The organism is Mesorhizobium sp. WSM3859 (assembly GCF_002295065.1).
GTDB lineage: Bacteria > Pseudomonadota > Alphaproteobacteria > Rhizobiales > Rhizobiaceae > Mesorhizobium.
In genome coordinates, this window is record NZ_NSGG01000025.1 from 25,791 (window position 1) to 42,510 (window position 16,720).

Consider the following 16,720-nt stretch of genomic DNA (forward strand, 5'->3'; position numbering starts at 1 on the left):
TGCCCGATGCTGGCGGGACATAGATGTCGGAACGCGGATTGAAGCCTCTCCGGGGCGTTCACGCATATGTCTTTGTTTTCACGCAGTTCCGGACGGCGCCTTCGGCTCACCTCGCAAACCCGGTGGACCAATCACTCATTAAAACCCGAACGCGCGGGGGAGCAAATGGCTAACGACCAGCAAGAAACGACCGACGAACCATGACGCTGCCCAAAACAGGGCGACGTGAAGGCCCTCGAACATGCAATACTAAACCAAAAGCAGCGGCTGGTCCGCGGGCGAACTGGGGTCGAAGCTTAGATCGCGGGCATCGGGAGCAAGGAGTCGTACGCGTCCGAAACGTGGTTTGTAGTGACAGAGCCGGGTAGATACGGCGCGAAACACGGGAATGCCGATTTCCGCGCGGGTCATTTCGGCAAACCACAAATCGATTCCTCTCCGCGCCAAGGCGTCGAGCACGTCCGACAGGTCACGTTCAACCGCGCGATGAGGAAGACTTGGCGCGACGTGCTGGATCGAAGCCATATCCAGCGGCCGGGTTTTCATCGAGGCTTTCTCTCGCCATCGCGACCAAGTGCCAGCCTTGTCGCCAAGCACTCGTGAAGCCCTGAGCGAAATCTCCATTTGAAGCATCTCGGTCAAAGCGGCTGTCGCGGCGGACTGCAGGCTTTTGCCCGCAGCAAAGCCTATCGAGACGTCTCTGCCGTCCGGTTCCGCAGAAGCAGCGGCAATCACTGGGACGTCGATGTCCGAGGTGATGTCGAAGAGCCGGGTTCGACGCTCGCGATCCCACACCCAGTCAACAAGCGCGTCGATGCCCGAGAGACAGGACGGGTCGATTGTTCGGCGCTGCCTTCTTCCATACCACCACCGACCCGTCGCATCCCTCTCGACCAGCTCCAACATGGCGGCCAGTTTTGCCGCATCCGCACTAGGTCCTGCAGCGCACCCGCTGCTATCGCCGATGGCGACCGCGCCCTCGTCGCCAGCCTCTTTGCGTCCTATGAAAGCAAAGTCTGCCGGTATGAAAGCCCCATCCCTCCCAAATGCATCCTCAACCCTAAGCCAATCCAGCACCGCAGATTGATGCCTGATCGGCGGCCGCCAGTCGAAGCCAATGTTTTCCCTGTTCCACACAGCGCGGGCGGCGATTTGATCGGGACTGAAGCCGTTCAGGCTTTCAGGGGCGATTGCCGCCGATCCGATCTCGTCCACCGTTGCGGTGATCAGCGGTTCGTCGCCCCACGAGCAGCAACTGAAGAGTTCTGCTGCTTCGCCAAGGCAACTCGCCCGGCAATCGTCGATGCTCAATCCTCGGCCGCTCGCCAGCCTTCCCGTTTCGGGCATTGCTGCGCGCGGCGCTGCTGGCATTTGCAACAGAGCAATCCTGGGCATTGCGATAGCGAAATGAGCCGGAACATCCGTCACAGGCAGGTCGATTACGTCGAACAACTCGCCGACCCTGGCGAGCTCGCTGGAGCCGTCAATGAAAGCATTTGCCATCGCTTCGCTGTACCGTCGACTAAGCGCGCATTGGGGAGCAGAATAACACATTCGACGGGCATGGGCGGCGACTATGCAAGCGAGATCGGAGCGAGCGACCCTTAAATCAATCCTGTTTGCGGACCTGGCTCAGTATAGCCGGCTAACCGCAGCCGATGAACTTGGAACACTGGATCTCGTTTCGCAGTGTTTCCAACTCTTCCAAACCCATTGCGAGGAATTCGGCGCCGAGTTCATCAAGACGACAGGCGACGGGGTCCTGATACTGTTCGACGGTGTATCGAACGCCATCGACTACGCTATTTTCATGCAGGATAGCCTGGCTGACCTACTGGACGGGAGAGCGTTCCACAGTCGATTCCGGATCGGATTGCATATTGGAGAGGTTCATCGCCGTGACGGCGACGTGTTCGGCCATGCGATAAACGTGGCCGCCCGGGTGCAGGCCATGGCCGAGTCAGGCGGTGTGTGTGTCACCCAGGACGTCTACTGGGCGGCCCGCAACACCGGGCGGTGGCGTTTTCGGTTCGCCGGTCGGCCGGCCTTGAAGAACATGCCTGAGCCGCTGACGCTCTACAACGTCGTTGCCTCCAACCTCGCGGATGTCCCGGATAACGGCCATCAGCGACTGATTTCGGTCATCGATGGGCTTGGCCTTTACCGGGAAGATGGCGAAGCAATCGCATTGCGTTCCCCGAAAGCGCAGGCCCTGATCGGATATCTCGCACTGTCCAGCAATTTTCAGGAGGTGCATGACCGGCTGGCTACCTTGATCTGGCCAGAACGAAGCCCGGTAGCCGCGCGGCGTGCGATGGCGAACTGCCTGCAGATCGCCGAAAGATCAATTGCGGGCAACTCGGCGGCAGGAATTCTCAGGCGCGGAAATATTATCGGGTTGAGCCCGTCGCGCATAACCGTCGATGCCGTTCGCATGTTGAAGGATCTTGGAGAGGGCAAGATCGACGAGCTGCTGCTCAGACGATCGGATTGGTCCGATGCGATCCTGTTTGGCCTGGAAGACACCAGCGACCTGTTCAGCGCCTGGCTGAGCGTCACCAGGCACAACTGGCGTGACCACGCACTTGAGGCCTTGGAGGCCATGCTGGAACGCTTCGAGATAGCCGAACCTGCAATGCGCAGGGCGGCAAATGCCCTCTTGGTGCTCGAGCCCAGCCATGAGCGCGCCGCGCGCTGTCTGATCCGCCACCATGCGGAACTGCAGAATGTCGCGGCCGCAATGCGCGTCTACGAAAATCTGCGCGACCTTCTGCGCGAACGATATCAGTTGCTGCCGAGCATGGAGACGACGGCTTTGGCGGAGGCCCTTAAGGGCCCGGAGCCGCTATTGTCGAACAGAAAGAAACCACCTCGGCCGAGCGGACCCGCGCCAACGCTTGCCGTCGCAAAATTTGAGGCTCGAACAAGGAAAATCTCCCTTTTGGTCTGGGGGTTCCGCTCCGAACTAATCGCCAATCTGTCCAAATTTCGGGAGTTCACAGTCATCGAGTTGAAAGATACCGCAATCGAGAGCCCCGACACGGACTATCTGCTGGCGGCCCAATGCGTGGACAACCAGGACGACATGCAGTTGATCGTCTCGGTAAGCGATCCCAACACGAACCAGGTCATTTGGAGCGATTCGTTTCGGTTTTCGCTCGGAAACTGGCTCGCTTTGCAGAAGCAGCTGGTCGGAAGGATTGCTTCCACTTTGGAAGTTTACCTTTCGCATGACAGGCTGTCGCGTCAGGTCAGGGGCCCGCCGCACAATCTCAATGTCTATGACGCCTGGTTGCGCGGCGAGGACTTACTGACTCGCTGGACACCAGATGCCGAAGACGAGGCCCAAAGGCTGTTCGAAGGCGCGATCGTTGCTGACCCGAACTTCGCCCCTGCCTACGCCAGTTTGGCCAGCATCCACAATGCGCGACAATTCATCCGGCCGGGAATTGCTGCCGACCCTTCCATAACGGAGAGGGCTGCCGAGCTGGCCCAACGCGCCGTGGCGCTTGATCCCCTGGATGCACGCAATCATCTGGTCGTCGCCTGGTCGACAGCCATGACCCGACACTTCGAACAGTCGGAAGTGCACTACGAACTGGCCGCCGAACTCAACCCCAATAGTCCCAAGACACTGGTGTCGGCTGCTTTGGGTATGGCGTTCATGGGCCGCGTCGATTCTGCGTCGCGCCTGCTGGAACGTGCAATGGACTTAACATCCATGTTTTTGGACTATCAGTGGTCGCACATCGCGGTAATCCGCTATTTTGCCGGAGATTTCGAAGGCACAATCGCGGCGGCCGATCGGTCCAAGAACGCAATCGTCGACACCGCCGGATGGAAAACTGCAGCCCTGTGCAGGCTGGGCAGAACGGATGAAGCTCGTGCGGCGCTGATGCAATTACACACGTCAATTGCCGCAGCCTGGGCAGGATCTGCGCCTCCGACGCCGAAGGACATCCTGGGCTGGTTTGTAGAAGCCTTCCCGATCAAGCGGGACGAGGATAGGCGAGATCTGGCGCGGCTATGTCAGGTAGATGTGCACATGCACCAGCTCCCTTGATGCATCAGCCAGCACTACGCCATCATCGATGGCCGCCAAACTCGCAGGGCTTTGAGCCCGATGAGAGAAATTAGAAACTGCTGACTTTGTGCCGATCGTTTGATAAGCTCATGCTAAAATACGGCCAGGGGGGAATACTATGGCCCGCCATGCTCAAAAAGCTTATCTCGTCAGCGAGAACGACCGTATCTTGCTATTTGAGCGTCGCAAGACCCCAAAGGACGTTGGCCACGAAGAATTCCTGGCGTTGGTCCGCGCAGCCAATATGCCCGCCTACAAGCACATCTTCGGACGGCACCAAGGCAAAACGCTTCCGTCCATAAAGGCTCTGGTGGCGCTTGGAGAGGCACTTGCCCGCAAGCCCTATGCCTCGTCGGATGATAGCGATATCCCGGCAGGGTACACATATTTCGGCCAGTTTATTTTCCACGACATCAGTTTCATGGGACCGGGTAAGGACCCCGCGAACGATAGAACACCCGCGCTCGACCTCGACAGCGTGCTCCCGATTGACGCATCCTTTATGCCGGGGACCGGCTGTCATGACTCCGGACCGTTGCCGATAGGCTGTACGTCAGGCAGCGTGGTCATGGCTGAAGACCTGCCTCGCGTCGATCTCGGACTGCCCGAGGAAGGCAAGCCGCTGATAATGGACAACCGCAACGATGATTTCTTGCCGTTGGCGCAGTGTCATGTGACCCTGTTAAAGTTTTTCAATGCCATTGCGAAAAGAGAAGGCTACGACCCCGCTAGGAAGAGTTCTTCCGACAAAGTGTGGTGGCAGAACGTCCGCCGCATTTGGCTGCAGCATTTTCAATCTGCGGTCTTGCACGACTATCTACCGCGCATCGTAGATCGATCCTCTTTTCGCAGTGTAATGCAACACGGCCGCTGCGTCGTTAAGGCCGGAGCATCGTCTCAAAATCCAGATTGGCTTCCTATCGAATTTGGAGCGGCGGTCGCACGTTTTGGCCACAGCATGATCAGGGATGCATACCGACCGTGGAATCGGATCGAGGGGTTGGCGCGCCTGTCCGAATTTATGGAATCCAGCTACGCAAATTCCGGCGACAAATTGAACTCATCGGCTCACCGCCTTCTAAGAAACTGGGTCACGAACTGGTTTCTGTTGCTGGATTTTTCTGGCACCGCGTATGATGCGCTGGCGACTGAACCGATCAAGGCAAACAAGATCGATCTTAGCCTCTCCCCTGCATTGGCAAGCTTGCCCAGCTGCCTGTTCGACGAAGTGTGCTGCAACCCGGCTCCGGGGGACGTGTTCGGACTGGCTGAGGAGACCATGAAGACGGGCCATGAGCTGGGCCTCGCCACTGCGCAACATGCTGTCTCTTTGACCAACGCTGCATTGGTTTCAAAGCAGCAGCCGCCCCTGGCCTACCTTTTGCCGGAACAAATTCCGACGGACGATCCATCGATCCGGCAGGCCTTCACCGACCACCCCGCCCTGCTAACCCGAACGCCCCTTTGGTATTACATCCTGAGAGAGGCAGAGCATTTTGGCGGTGGGTGCCACTTGGGTCCGCTGGGAAGTCGCATCGTGATGGAAACAGTTCACGCCGCGATTGAATCAAGCGCAAACTCGATTCTTTCTCAGCCGGCGTGGCGACCAGAGCTGCCATCCGCGAATTTCAGATATTTCTCTATGCCCGACCTGGTTGCTACGGCGGGACATCCGAATCCAATTGGCTAAATGGAGGGAGGAAAATGGCTAAGCTTAAAATCTTTAAGGACAACAACTTCAACGCTGAAATTCCGAGCGCGGACGGGTATGTGAATGTCACGAAAAACCTTATCCTGACCGCCAACAGCTATGACTATTTTAGGGCAAACAACCACAAGGCGGAGAGGCCTAGCCTGCTGACCGGCCACGCCGGATACGAGGGGCACACAAAACTAAAAGTTTATCACGAGCTGGCAGCCGGCGGTTCTGCGGAAATTACAGACGCAAATTGCACGATTGAGGTCACCGAGGATCAGAAAAAGCCAAATGGGGGCAACCCGTCAAAGTTTAATATCGGATTTCCGCCAGACCGGCCGCTAACGGTTAATTATCTCAAGCCGTATGTGCAGGTTCTTGGCAGCATATTGTTTGATCCAAGCGAGCCGGACGGTGACAAGAGGCTGGAGCGTGCATGTCAATTCCTTTTCGGCATGATGCTGCTAACCCGCTGCCGCTGACGTGTGGTCGCGGTGCGGCTCCTCTCGCAGCATTGCCCTTAAGCCTGTAGGTCGCCGTCCCGGCTCCTCAAAATGCGGAGCTTAGCCGCGCTAGGCGGGGAAGTCCCAGCCTAGGAGCTATTTCCCTTGGCGATCCCCGGCGCCAGACAGCAAAAAGGCCCGGTTTCCCGGGCCCTTTATGCTTTTCAAATCTAAGAAGATTTGGAGCGGGTGAGGCGATTCGAACGCCCGACCCCAACCTTGGCAAGGTTGTGCTCTACCCCTGAGCTACACCCGCTCGCGCGGCCTCGGCCGCAAGCCGGGCCTATATGGCCGAAGAGCGCGGCGATTGCAACAGGGAAATGACGGTCTTTTTTCCACGGCCCGCAAGCGCCTGAAGGCAGGGCCGCAATTCAGCGATTCGGTCAAACGCCGGGCTGCTCGAGCCGGCGTGGCCTTGCGGGAATGCCGCGGTTCGCCGTAAACGGCATGACGTTTCCCGACCACGCGAGGACCGATGCCGAAGACCGAAGCCGAGCTCAACCAATTTCTTGCCGATCTCGGCATTTCCGTCTCGACGGTCAGGCACCCGCCGCTGTTCACGGTTGCCGATTCGCAGGCGCTGCGCGGCGAGATCCATGGCGGCCACACCAAGAACCTGTTCCTCAAGGACAAGAAGGACAATTTCTTCCTCGTCACCGTCGGCGAGGAGGCCGTGGTCGACCTGAAGCAGATCCATCACCTCATCGGCGCCGCCGGCAGGGTCTCGTTCGGCAGGCCGGAAATGCTGATGGAGCTGCTCGGTGTCATTCCCGGCGCGGTCACGGTTTTCGGCCTGATCAACGACACGGAAGGGAAGGTCAAGGTGGTGCTCGACCAGGAATTGATGAGCCACGACGTCATCAACGGTCATCCGCTGACCAATGAGGCGACGACCTCCATCGCCGCCGCCGATCTGATCAGATTCGTCGAGGCAACCGGCCACGATCCTGTTATCCTGAAAGTCTCATAATCTTGAAAGTCAGGGCTTGATCGCCACATGGAAGGCGGTTCCAAAATCCGACAATGACGCGCCGGGCGCCGACGCCTGGGAGCGCGACCGAAAGGGCGACACGATGAGCGACAACAATCCGTATAGCGGCGCGTTCGGCGGCAATAGCGGCCAGTACGCCCAGACGGTGCAATATGGCGGCGGAGACCGCCCCAAGGTTTCGCTGGCCGAGGCGCCGGCGGCGGCCGAGCTGATCAAGGACACCACCACCGCGACTTTCGCCGCCGACGTCATCCAGGAATCGCGGCGCCAGCCGGTGCTGGTCGATTTCTGGGCGCCATGGTGCGGGCCCTGCAAGCAGCTTACGCCGCAGCTCGAAAAGGCGGTCAAGGCGGCCGGCGGCAAGGTCAAGCTGGTCAAGATGAACATCGACGACCATCCCTCGATCGCCGGCCAGCTCGGCATCCAGTCGATCCCCGCGGTCATCGCCTTCAAGGACGGCCAGCCGGTCGACGGCTTCATGGGCGCCATTCCCGAAAGCCAGATCAACCAGTTCATCCAGAAGGTCGGCGGCAAGGGCGGCGGCGCGCCGCAGATCGCCGACGCGCTGGCCGCCGCCGCCGAGGCGCGCACGGCCGGCGACGTGCAGACCGCGGCCGACATCTACGACGCGATCCTCGAGCAGGCGCCGGAGACGCTCGAGGCGGTCGCGGGTCTGGGCGAGATCCTGTTCGATGCCGGCGACGCGGAAGGCGCCGAGGCCGTGCTCGCCCGAGCGCCCGAGGACAAGAAGGACGCGCCGGCGCTGGCCGCGCTGCGCGCCAAGATGACGCTGGCGGCCGAAGCGGCCGCGCTCGGCAATCCGGCCGAGCTCGAGCGCCGGCTCGCTGCCAATCCGGCCGACCATCAGGCGCGCTTCGACCTGGCGATGATCCAGAATGCGCGCGGCGAGCGCAATGCCGCCGCCGACAATCTGCTGGCGATCGTCAAGGCCGACCGGACTTGGAACGATGACGGCGCCCGGGCGCAGTTGCTAAAACTGTTCGAGGCCTGGGGCATGACCGACGAGGCGACGCTGGCGGCCCGCCGCAAGCTGTCGTCGCTGCTGTTCTCGTAGAGCGGTTTCGGCGTTTCACGGAATCCCGAAGCGCTCCAAGTCGTTGTTCTGACGCAATTCCGGACGGGAAAGCCATTTCACACTTTTCCTGGAATTGCTCTAAAGCGCGTCGCGATCTTTCAGATTCGCTCCATGCGCTTTAGGTTTTTGATTTTGCGCATGTCTTTATCCCGAAACCGGGTCCCACTTTCGGGAGACATGCTTTAGGTTTGGTCTTGCGCAATTCCGGACGGAGGTGGCCGCGCACTTGTCGCGGGATTGCGCTCAAGTTTTTTGCCGGCTGTCGCGGCCGGCAGGCTTGAGTGGAAGAGTGTCAGCCCCAGATAAGGGCAGGCTGGCGGTTCGCCGCCAGACCGGGAGAGGAGGTTGCAGGGTGATGCGCTTGACGGCGTTGCTTTGGGAGGGTCGCGGTGCGTGTCGGTAACGCACTCTACCGGCTCGCCAAGGATTTGCCGTCGGCAATCCCGGTGTTTCCGCTCGCCGGAGCGCTGCTTCTGCCCGGTGGCCGCATGCCGCTCAACATCTTCGAGCCGCGCTATCTGCAGATGATCGACCAGGCGATGGCCGGCTCGCGGGTGATCGGCATGATCCAGCCGAGCCTCGACGGCGCATTGCGCGATGACGGCGAGCCGGAGCTGTGCAGCGTCGGTTGCGCCGGGCGCATCATCTCGCTCGCCGAGACGGGCGATGGCCGCTACCTGATTTCGCTGCAGGGCGTGTGCCGGTTCCGCATCGTGCAGGAGCTCGCGGCGAAGGCGCCGTTCCGGCAGTGCAAGATCATGCCGTTTCTCGCCGACCTCGAGGACGATCCGGCCGCCGCCGAGGTCGACCGGCCGGCGCTGCTCAAGGCGTTTCGCGCCTATCTGCAGGCCAACGACCTCGAAGCTGACTGGGAAAGCGTCAGCCGCGCCGAAAACGGCATACTAGTCAACGCGCTGTCGATGATGGCGCCCTACGGCCCGGCCGAGAAGCAGGCGTTGCTGGAGGCGCCGGACCTGAAGACGCGCGCCGAGACGCTGATCGCCATCACGGAGATGACGCTGGCGCGCGAGGATGACGAGTTTGGCTCCAGTTTACAATAGTTTGCCGATACGGGGATGGGCTCATGGCGGACGGACGTGACGCTCGAAAGGCTGAGGTCGACCCGAAGCTGCTGGAACTGCTGGCCTGCCCGCTGACCAAGGGACCGCTGACCTGGGATCCGGAGCGCAGCGAGCTGGTCTCGCGCGTGGCGAAGCTCGCCTATCCGGTGCGCGACGGCATCCCGATCATGCTGCCTTCGGAGGCGCGCACGATCTCGGCCGAGGACATGCTGGCGCCACCGCCGCCACGGCTCAGCGGGCCTTCGTGAGCGTGGCTCGCGCCACGGCGATCACGCGACTTCAGAGATCGGCGTCGCATCTCATACCTCGTCATCCCAGGGCAAAGCAGCCGCGAAGCGGCGTTGCGGAGACCCTGGGATCCATGCCGTGACGCTGGCCACGAAGTGCAACGGGGCAGAATTCTGCACCGTAGCGGCGCTCGCGGGTAACGGCATGGATCCTCGGATCTGCGCTTCCTTGCTTCGCCCGTGGATGACGAAGGCGTTTTTCGCTCCCGTCGCGTTTCCTATTGTGCTGGAAATCGCTGCTACTGAAAATTCCGCCCCTTGGGCATGACCTGCTGTGCTGCGCCGGACAGGGCTTCGACATCCTGGCGGACCGGCAGGCCACGGCTTGCGTCGGCCTTTGATCCAGCCGGCCGCTCGGCGGGATTATGCTCGATGACCGGGCGATTGGCGGATTCCAGCAGCACGCTCAGCCAGGGGGTCAAATCCTCGATCCTATCGGCGACGATGTGGATGACGTCCGATTCGTGCTGCAGCTTGCCGGTGACGCGGATGAAGCGGGCGCCCATGACCACCGGGCGGAAGCGGTCGAAGACGCGCGGCCAGATGATGACGTTGGCGATCGATTTTTCGTCCTCCAGCGTGACGAAGATGGCATTGCCCTTGCCCGGACGCTGGCGGACCAGCACGAGGCCGGCGACGGAAACGCGGCGGCCGTCGCGCACCGACGGCAGGTTGGCGTTGGGGGTGACGCCGGCGCGGGTGAGCTGCTCGCGCAGGAAGGCGACGGGGTGCTCCTTCAGCGACAGGCCAAGCGAACGGTAGTCGTGCACGACATGCTCGCCGAGCGGCATTTTCGGCAGTTTCGTTTCCGGCTCCAGCTCGCGCAGGCGAAGCGAGGGCTGGTCGAACAGCGGCAATTTCTCGGCGGCGCTCCGGCCGTCGAGGGCGCGGACTTCCCAGAGCGCGGCACGGCGGTCGAGGCCGATCGAGCGGAACGCGTCGGCCTCAGCCAATCTTTCGATCTCGCCGACATCGAGGCCGGAGCGCAGCCAGACATCCCTGACCGATCGATAACCGTCGCCGCGCTGCGCGACGACGGCTTCCATGCGTTCCTCGGACAGGCCCTTGATCTGGCGGAAGCCGAGCCGCACGGCATGCGCCGTCTCGATGACGCCGCGCATCGAGGCGTGGCGCTCGAGGATGCGGGACGGATCGAAGGCGGTGGCCTCCAGCGTGCAGTCCCAGACGGAATGGTTGATGTCGACCTCGCGCACCTCGACGCCATGGTCGCGCGCGTCACGCACGAGCTGCGCCGGCTGGTAGAAACCCATCGGCTGCGCATTGAGGATCGCGGCGCAGAAGACGTCGGGATAGAAGGTCTTGAACCAGCAGGAGGCGTAGACCAGCAGCGCGAAGGAGGCCGCGTGGCTTTCGGGAAAGCCGTATTCGCCGAAGCCTTCGATCTGCTTGAAGCAGCGTTCGGCGAACTCCTTGTCGTAGCCATTGCCGACCATGCCGTCGATCATGCGCTGGCGGTAATTGCCGATCGTGCCGGTGCGCTTGAAGGTCGCCATGGCGCGGCGCAGCTCGTCGGCCTCGCCCGGCCGGAAGCCGCCGGCGACGATGGCGATCTTCATCGCCTGTTCCTGGAACAGCGGCACGCCCAACGTCTTGCCAAGGATTTTCTTGAGCTCCAGGCTGGGGTAATGGACCGCCTCCTTGCCCTGCCGCCGGCGCAGATAGGGATGCACCATGTCGCCCTGGATCGGGCCTGGGCGCACGATCGCCACCTCGATGACGAGGTCGTAGAAATTCTCCGGCTTGAGACGCGGCAGCATCGACATCTGCGCGCGCGACTCGATCTGGAAGACGCCGAGCGTGTCGGCCCTTTGGATCATGGCGTAGACATCCTCGTGCTCTTCGGGAAGGGTGGCGAGCACGTAAGGCCGTCCAAAAGGATCCCGCGCTTGCGGATAATGGTCGGTGAGCAAGGTGAAGGCGCGCTTCAGGCAGGTCAGCATGCCCAGCGCCAGCACGTCGACCTTGAGGATTTTTACCGCGTCGAGATCGTCCTTGTCCCACTCGACCATCTTGCGCTCCTCCATCGCCGTCTTGACGATGGGCACGACCTCGTCGAGCCGGTCGCGGGTGATGACGAAGCCGCCGACATGCTGGGAGAGATGCCGGGGAAAGCCCATGATCTCGTTGGCGCGCTCCAGCACCTGGCGCGACAGCGGATCGGTGCGGTCGAGTCCGCCGGCATTGGCTTCCCTTTCGCCGAGCTCGGAGGTCGACCAGCCCCAGATGGTGCTGGACAGCGCGCTGCGCACGTCCTCCGACAGGCCCATGGCCTTGGCCACCTCGCGCAAGGCGGAGCGGCCGCGATAGCTGATGACGGCGGCGGCCAAGGCGGTGCGCTTGGCGCTGTATTTCTCGTAGATATAGGCGATGACCTCGTCGCGCCTTTCATGCTCGAAGTCGACGTCGATGTCGGGCGGCTCGTTGCGCTCCTCCGAGATGAAGCGTTCGAACAGTGTGTCGATGCGCTCGGGGCCGACCTCGGTGATGCCGATGCAGAAGCAGATGATCGAATTGGCGGCCGAGCCGCGGCCCTGGCAGAGGATGTCCTTGCTGCGGGCGAATTTGACGATGTCGTGGACGGTCAGGAAATAGCGCGCATAGTTCAGGCGCTCGATCAGCGCGAGCTCGCTGTCGATGCGTTCCAGCACATACTCGGGAACGCCGGCCGGATAGCGCCTGACCGCCCCCTCCCGGGCCAGGCGTTCGAGCTCGGCCTGCGGCCCGAGGCCGGATTCGGTCGGCTCGTCCGGGTAGTTGTATTCGAGGTCGCTGAGCGAAAAGGTCAATTCGTCGGCGAAGCGCAGCGTCTCGGCCAGCGCTTCGGGGTGACGGCGGAAAAGGCGCGCCATCTCCAGCGGCGGCTTCAGATGGCGCTCGGCATTGGCGGTCAGCTCCAGCCCGACCTCGGAAACCGGCGTGTTGAGGCGGATCGCGGTGAGCACGTCCTGCAGCGGGCGGCGGTCGGCGGCGTGATAGAGCACGTCGTTGGTCGCCATCAGCGGGACGCGCGCATGCTCGGCCATCGCCGCCGCCTGCTCGATGCGGAAGCGGTCATTGCCACCATAATCCGGCGCCACGGCCAATCGGAGCGCCGCGCCAAAGCGATCTTTAAGCCGGCTAATAAATTCCAGATACTTTTTCGCGCCGCCGGAGAGATTGGGCAGGATCGCCAGTGACATCCGATCGCCCCATTCGAGCAGATCGTCGAGCTTGAGCAATGTCGCGCCCTTCTCGGTCTCGTCGCGCAGATTGGCTTGGGTCAGCATGCGGCACAGATGCCCCCAGCCCTGGCGGTCGCGGGGATAGGCGAGGATGTCCGGCGTGCCGTCGCCGAACACCAGGCGACAGCCGGGATGATAGGGCATCTTCTCCACCTTGGCCTGCTGCCAGGCGCGCACGACGCCGGCGACCGTGTTGCGGTCGGCAAGCCCGATCGAGGCAAAACCGTAGAATTTCGCCGTGACCACCAGCTCCTCCGGCTTCGAGGCGCCGCGCAGGAAGGAGAAATTCGAGCTTATGCCGAACTCGGCATAGGGGATGGCGGTCAGCGCGTTCATGCGAACACCCCATGCATGAACCAGCGTGGCGGCGCGGCCTGGGGCGCGCTGCTGTAAAGACCCTGGCGGTAGAGCCAGTAGCGGCGCCCCTCGCTGTCCTCGATGCGGTAATAGTCGCGGGTCGGCGCCTCTTCCTCGCCGGGCAACTGCCGCCACCATTCGGACGCGATGCGTTCCGGCCCTTCGGCGCGGGCGACGCGGTAGAGCGCGCGGCGCCAGCGGAAATTCATCGGCGGTCCCTCCGGGATTTCGGTCGCCGGCACTTCGATCGGCTCGGGCGAGCGGAACAGGCGCACCGGCCGCTCCGGCGGATAGATGGTCATCGGCGGAGCTGTTCGGGGCGGCGCCGTCCGGCCGGCCGCCGGGGCGCGCCTTTGCGGCGCTTCGGCGAAGGGCACGGTCTTGACGGCGCGCTCCGGCAGATGGCTCTCGACGACCACCGGCTTCAGCACGGCTGCCTCGCCGAGGCGGGCGCGGACGCGGTCGGCGAACAGCGCGATGTCGGCATCATCATCGTCCGCCTCGCCGGTGAGGTCGCCCTGAACCAAGTCGAAGGCGGCGGCCGACAGCACGGAGAGCCGCACAAGGTCAAAGCCGAAGCCGGCGTCGATGTTCTGCTCCAGCGCGGTGAGCCGCTCATGGAACAGCCTTTGGATCAGCCGCGGCTCGCGCACCGGGCGCGAGGTGCCGACGGCGATGCGGCTGACGGCGCCGTCGACGCGGAAGAGAAGCAGCGCCAGCGTCCTTGCGCCTTCGCCGCGGCGTTCGAGGTCGGTCTTCAGGGCGATCGCCAGCCGGCTCACCAGCCGCTCGATGTCGTCGGTGAGCATGACCGGTTCGGCAAGATGGCGCTCGACCGAGAGCGGTGCGACGGGAAGGCGCGGCGACACGGCCTCGTCGAGGCGGCCGAGCGCCTGGTCGAGGCGCAGAAGCAGAGTGGCGCCGAAGCGGCGGGCGAGCGGCGCGCGCGGTGCCGCCATCACCGCGCCGGCGGTGCGCAGGCCCACGCTCTCAAGAAGGGCGCGGGTCTCCGGCGCGATGCGCAGCGCCGACAATGGCAGCGGCGCCAGAAGCGCCTCCTCCTCGCCGCCGGCAATGATGCGGTCGCCATGGAAGCGCGCCGCCGCCCAGGCGGCGCCCGGCGTCGAGGCCAGCCCGGCGCGGACATCGAAACCCTGCTGGAAGAAGCGGGTGAGGATCTCGTCCTGCATGGCGCGCTCGCCGCCGAAGAGATGCGTGCAGCCGGTGACGTCGAGGAACAGCCCGTCCTCGCCGTCGATCGCCACCAGCGGCGTGTAGCGGTCGCACCAGTCGGCAAGGCCTTCGAGCAGGCGGCGGTCGGCATCCGGGTCGGCCTCGACCACATCGATCATGGGGTGCATGGCGCGGGCATCGGCAATGCCCATGCCGCGCTTCAGCTTCAGCGCCTCAGCCCGCTCGTCGAGGGCTGCGATGCGCTGGGTGTTGTTGTCGCGATGGCTGATCACCAGCGGCAGGTGATCCGATGGCCGGGAACGCCAGGACCGCCCCAGGCGCTGGCGCAGGATCCGCTCCGCGCTGAGATGCGGGAACCACAGCGACAGGATTCTCTGTTCTTTCCGCAAAAGCGTGCTCATTTGGATTCCACTCCAGTGTGAATTGTCCGGGCAGAGCCGTGCGGCTCTTGCCGATATCGACTTTGAAGGCGGGGCGGCCGATCGAACCGGCGAGCGTCCCGGCGACCGTCTCGCGGCTTGCCGAAGATGCCGCCGATACGATGAGGCGCACCGGGGCGGCGGTTGGATCGGCTTCGCCGGCCTGGCGCAGCAACAGCACCGGGCGGCCGGCATTCTGGGCGCGGGCGTGCAGCCGGCGCGTGGCGGTGAGGTCGAGAAGCCGCGGGCTGCCGCGGATTTCGAGGATGACCGCGGCGAAGGCGGTCATGCGGGCGGCTTCCTCGGCGATCCACAGCGCGTCGAGCAGCTTTGGGGCCTCGGAAAACAGCAATTGTTCCGGCTCGATGCCGAACATGGCGTGAAGGCCCCTGGCATAGGGCAGGCCAGCCTCGTGGAAGATCTCCGTCGTGCCGACCCAGAGGATCGGCAGGCCCTGCTTTTCCTTGAGGATCAGGCTTACCAGCGAGAGCGCGAAGCCGGCGACCGCGCCGGCATCGCGGGTCTCCAGCCCATGGATCTCGCTGAGCGCCGCCCTGGGCAGGCCGCCGCCAAGGGCGGTGTCGAGGCGCTCGATGCCGGTGCGCAGGAAGGCATCCGCCGACGCCACGGCAAGGCCGCGCCGGACAAGCGTCATGTCCAACCTGGCAGCATCGAGAGGCGCGCCAGGCACCGGCGCCTGCAGGCGCTCGGGCAGCGTTCCTTCGATCTTCGCGATCTGGCGGCGCAGGGTAAAAACAGTTTCCCGCGCCACGGCGTTCATCGCCATGACGTTCACTTCCGGCAGCAATTGTTCCTGTTATGTTCTTATAGATTCCAGAGGTGCCTGGAAGAGTCAAGCAGAGTCAGAAGGAATTTATTCCTTCAGCTTTTACCCTGAAAGCGCACGGCCAGCCGGCTCATTTGCCTCCAAAGCCGCGAAAGCCTATATGCCGGGATCAAAGGACAATCCATGGCCCGCATCTACAAGACCCGCACCTGGCACGATCAGCTCTCGCCGTCGATGGACGAGCTGGAGCTTATGGCGCTGGAGGCCTATGCCCATCTGCCGGACGAGTTCCGCCAGCTCACCGGCGAGATCGTCATCCAGATCGCCGAATTCCCGACCGACGAGATCATGGACGACCTGTCGCTGGAGACGCCCTTCGATCTGCTCGGCCTGTTCGAGGGGCGCGGGATCGCCGAGCGCTGGAACCCGCAGACCGGCGAGGGTCCGAACCGCGTCACGCTCTACCGCCGCGCCATCCTCGACTATTGGGCCGAGAACGAGGAGACGCTGGGCGACATCGTCACCCATGTGCTGATCCACGAGATCGGCCACCATTTCGGCCTGTCGGACGACGACATGGAGCGGATCGAGGAGGCCGCCGAGCAGGCGGCAGCGGGCTGAGAGACTGTTTGGAAATTCTACTCCGGCGGCCATCTGGCGGCGCTTTCTGCGCTTCCGGTGCTCACGGACCAAATGTCCGCTCCGCTCCGGTTCTCGAAATCACCACCATATGACTCGCCAGAGCGAATTTCGAAACAGTCTCTAAGCGCTTTCCCTACCAGTCGCTCAGTTTGGTGTCGGCCGTATATTCCTGGCCTTCGACGTCCTTTACCACGGCCTGGCCGCAGCGCATCGACTTGGTCTTCTTGTCATAGGCGTAGGTCGGCGAGCCGAACAGATGCCAGCCCTTGTTCAGCGCGGCGGTGACCTTGTGGCAGAAGGTGGAGTCGTCCGGACCGGACAGGAAGCGGTAGAGTTTCAT

At 62.9% G+C, this 16,720-nt stretch carries 13 protein-coding genes and 1 tRNA gene; 8 read left to right on the plus strand and 6 right to left on the minus strand.

What is annotated here, in order from left to right; genetic code table 11:
• Positions 1-249: 249 nt before the first annotated feature.
• Entirely contained in the window at positions 250-1,503 is a 1,254-nt protein-coding gene (locus CK230_RS31255) for a YcaO-like family protein (protein WP_176480292.1), read from the minus strand.
• A 73-nt stretch (positions 1,504-1,576) separates the two neighbouring features.
• Between CK230_RS31255 and CK230_RS31260 the strand changes: the two genes are divergently transcribed.
• From CK230_RS31260 to CK230_RS31270, 3 genes are all read left to right on the plus strand, one after another.
• On the plus strand, positions 1,577-4,063 hold the full coding sequence (locus CK230_RS31260) for an adenylate/guanylate cyclase domain-containing protein (protein WP_095820635.1): 2,487 nt from the start codon (positions 1,577-1,579) through the stop codon (positions 4,061-4,063).
• 139 nt (positions 4,064-4,202) lie between these two features.
• Positions 4,203-5,774 (plus strand): peroxidase family protein, encoded by a 1,572-nt coding sequence (locus tag CK230_RS31265; RefSeq protein WP_095820636.1) that lies wholly within the window; start codon positions 4,203-4,205, stop codon positions 5,772-5,774.
• 14 nt (positions 5,775-5,788) lie between these two features.
• Complete coding sequence (locus tag CK230_RS31270) at positions 5,789-6,262, plus strand: hypothetical protein (protein WP_095820637.1); 474 nt, start codon at positions 5,789-5,791, stop codon at positions 6,260-6,262.
• A gap of 202 nt (positions 6,263-6,464) precedes the next feature.
• Here the strand turns inward: CK230_RS31270 and CK230_RS31275 are convergent.
• A tRNA-Gly gene (locus tag CK230_RS31275) sits at positions 6,465-6,539 on the minus strand.
• A gap of 219 nt (positions 6,540-6,758) precedes the next feature.
• Here CK230_RS31275 and CK230_RS31280 point away from each other — a divergent pair.
• From CK230_RS31280 to CK230_RS31295, 4 genes are all read left to right on the plus strand, one after another.
• Positions 6,759-7,253: a prolyl-tRNA synthetase associated domain-containing protein gene (locus CK230_RS31280; protein WP_095820638.1), complete on the plus strand. Its 495-nt coding sequence runs from the start codon at positions 6,759-6,761 to the stop codon at positions 7,251-7,253.
• Positions 7,254-7,356: 103 nt separating this feature from the next.
• A complete protein-coding gene (trxA, locus tag CK230_RS31285; RefSeq protein WP_095820662.1) occupies positions 7,357-8,349 on the plus strand; it encodes a thioredoxin in 993 nt (330 codons plus the stop codon).
• Between the two features lie 410 nt (positions 8,350-8,759).
• Positions 8,760-9,431, plus strand: coding sequence for an LON peptidase substrate-binding domain-containing protein (locus CK230_RS31290; protein WP_095820639.1), 672 nt, complete (start codon positions 8,760-8,762; stop codon positions 9,429-9,431).
• A 23-nt stretch (positions 9,432-9,454) separates the two neighbouring features.
• Entirely contained in the window at positions 9,455-9,700 is a 246-nt protein-coding gene (locus CK230_RS31295) for a Trm112 family protein (RefSeq protein ID WP_095820640.1), read from the plus strand.
• Between the two features lie 278 nt (positions 9,701-9,978).
• Here the strand turns inward: CK230_RS31295 and CK230_RS31300 are convergent, their stop codons facing one another.
• From CK230_RS31300 to CK230_RS33925, 3 genes are read right to left on the minus strand one after another with little or no spacing between them, the layout of a single operon-like run.
• A complete protein-coding gene (locus tag CK230_RS31300; RefSeq protein WP_095820641.1) occupies positions 9,979-13,317 on the minus strand; it encodes an error-prone DNA polymerase in 3,339 nt (1,112 codons plus the stop codon).
• A complete protein-coding gene (locus CK230_RS31305) occupies positions 13,314-14,804 on the minus strand; it encodes a DUF6504 family protein (RefSeq protein WP_095820642.1) in 1,491 nt (496 codons plus the stop codon). Before CK230_RS31305 ends, CK230_RS31300 begins: the two co-directional genes overlap by 4 nt.
• Entirely contained in the window at positions 14,746-15,738 is a 993-nt protein-coding gene (locus CK230_RS33925) for a hypothetical protein (RefSeq protein ID WP_095820643.1), read from the minus strand. Before CK230_RS33925 ends, CK230_RS31305 begins: the two co-directional genes overlap by 59 nt.
• A gap of 183 nt (positions 15,739-15,921) precedes the next feature.
• Here CK230_RS33925 and CK230_RS31315 point away from each other — a divergent pair, with 183 nt between their 5' ends.
• The gene (locus tag CK230_RS31315) at positions 15,922-16,359 is read left to right on the plus strand and encodes a metallopeptidase family protein (protein ID WP_042645389.1); all 438 of its coding nucleotides are present in this window, start codon (positions 15,922-15,924) and stop codon (positions 16,357-16,359) included.
• 154 nt (positions 16,360-16,513) lie between these two features.
• Here the strand turns inward: CK230_RS31315 and CK230_RS31320 are convergent, their stop codons facing one another.
• Entirely contained in the window at positions 16,514-16,720 is a 207-nt protein-coding gene (locus CK230_RS31320; protein ID WP_095820644.1) for a DUF1737 domain-containing protein, read from the minus strand.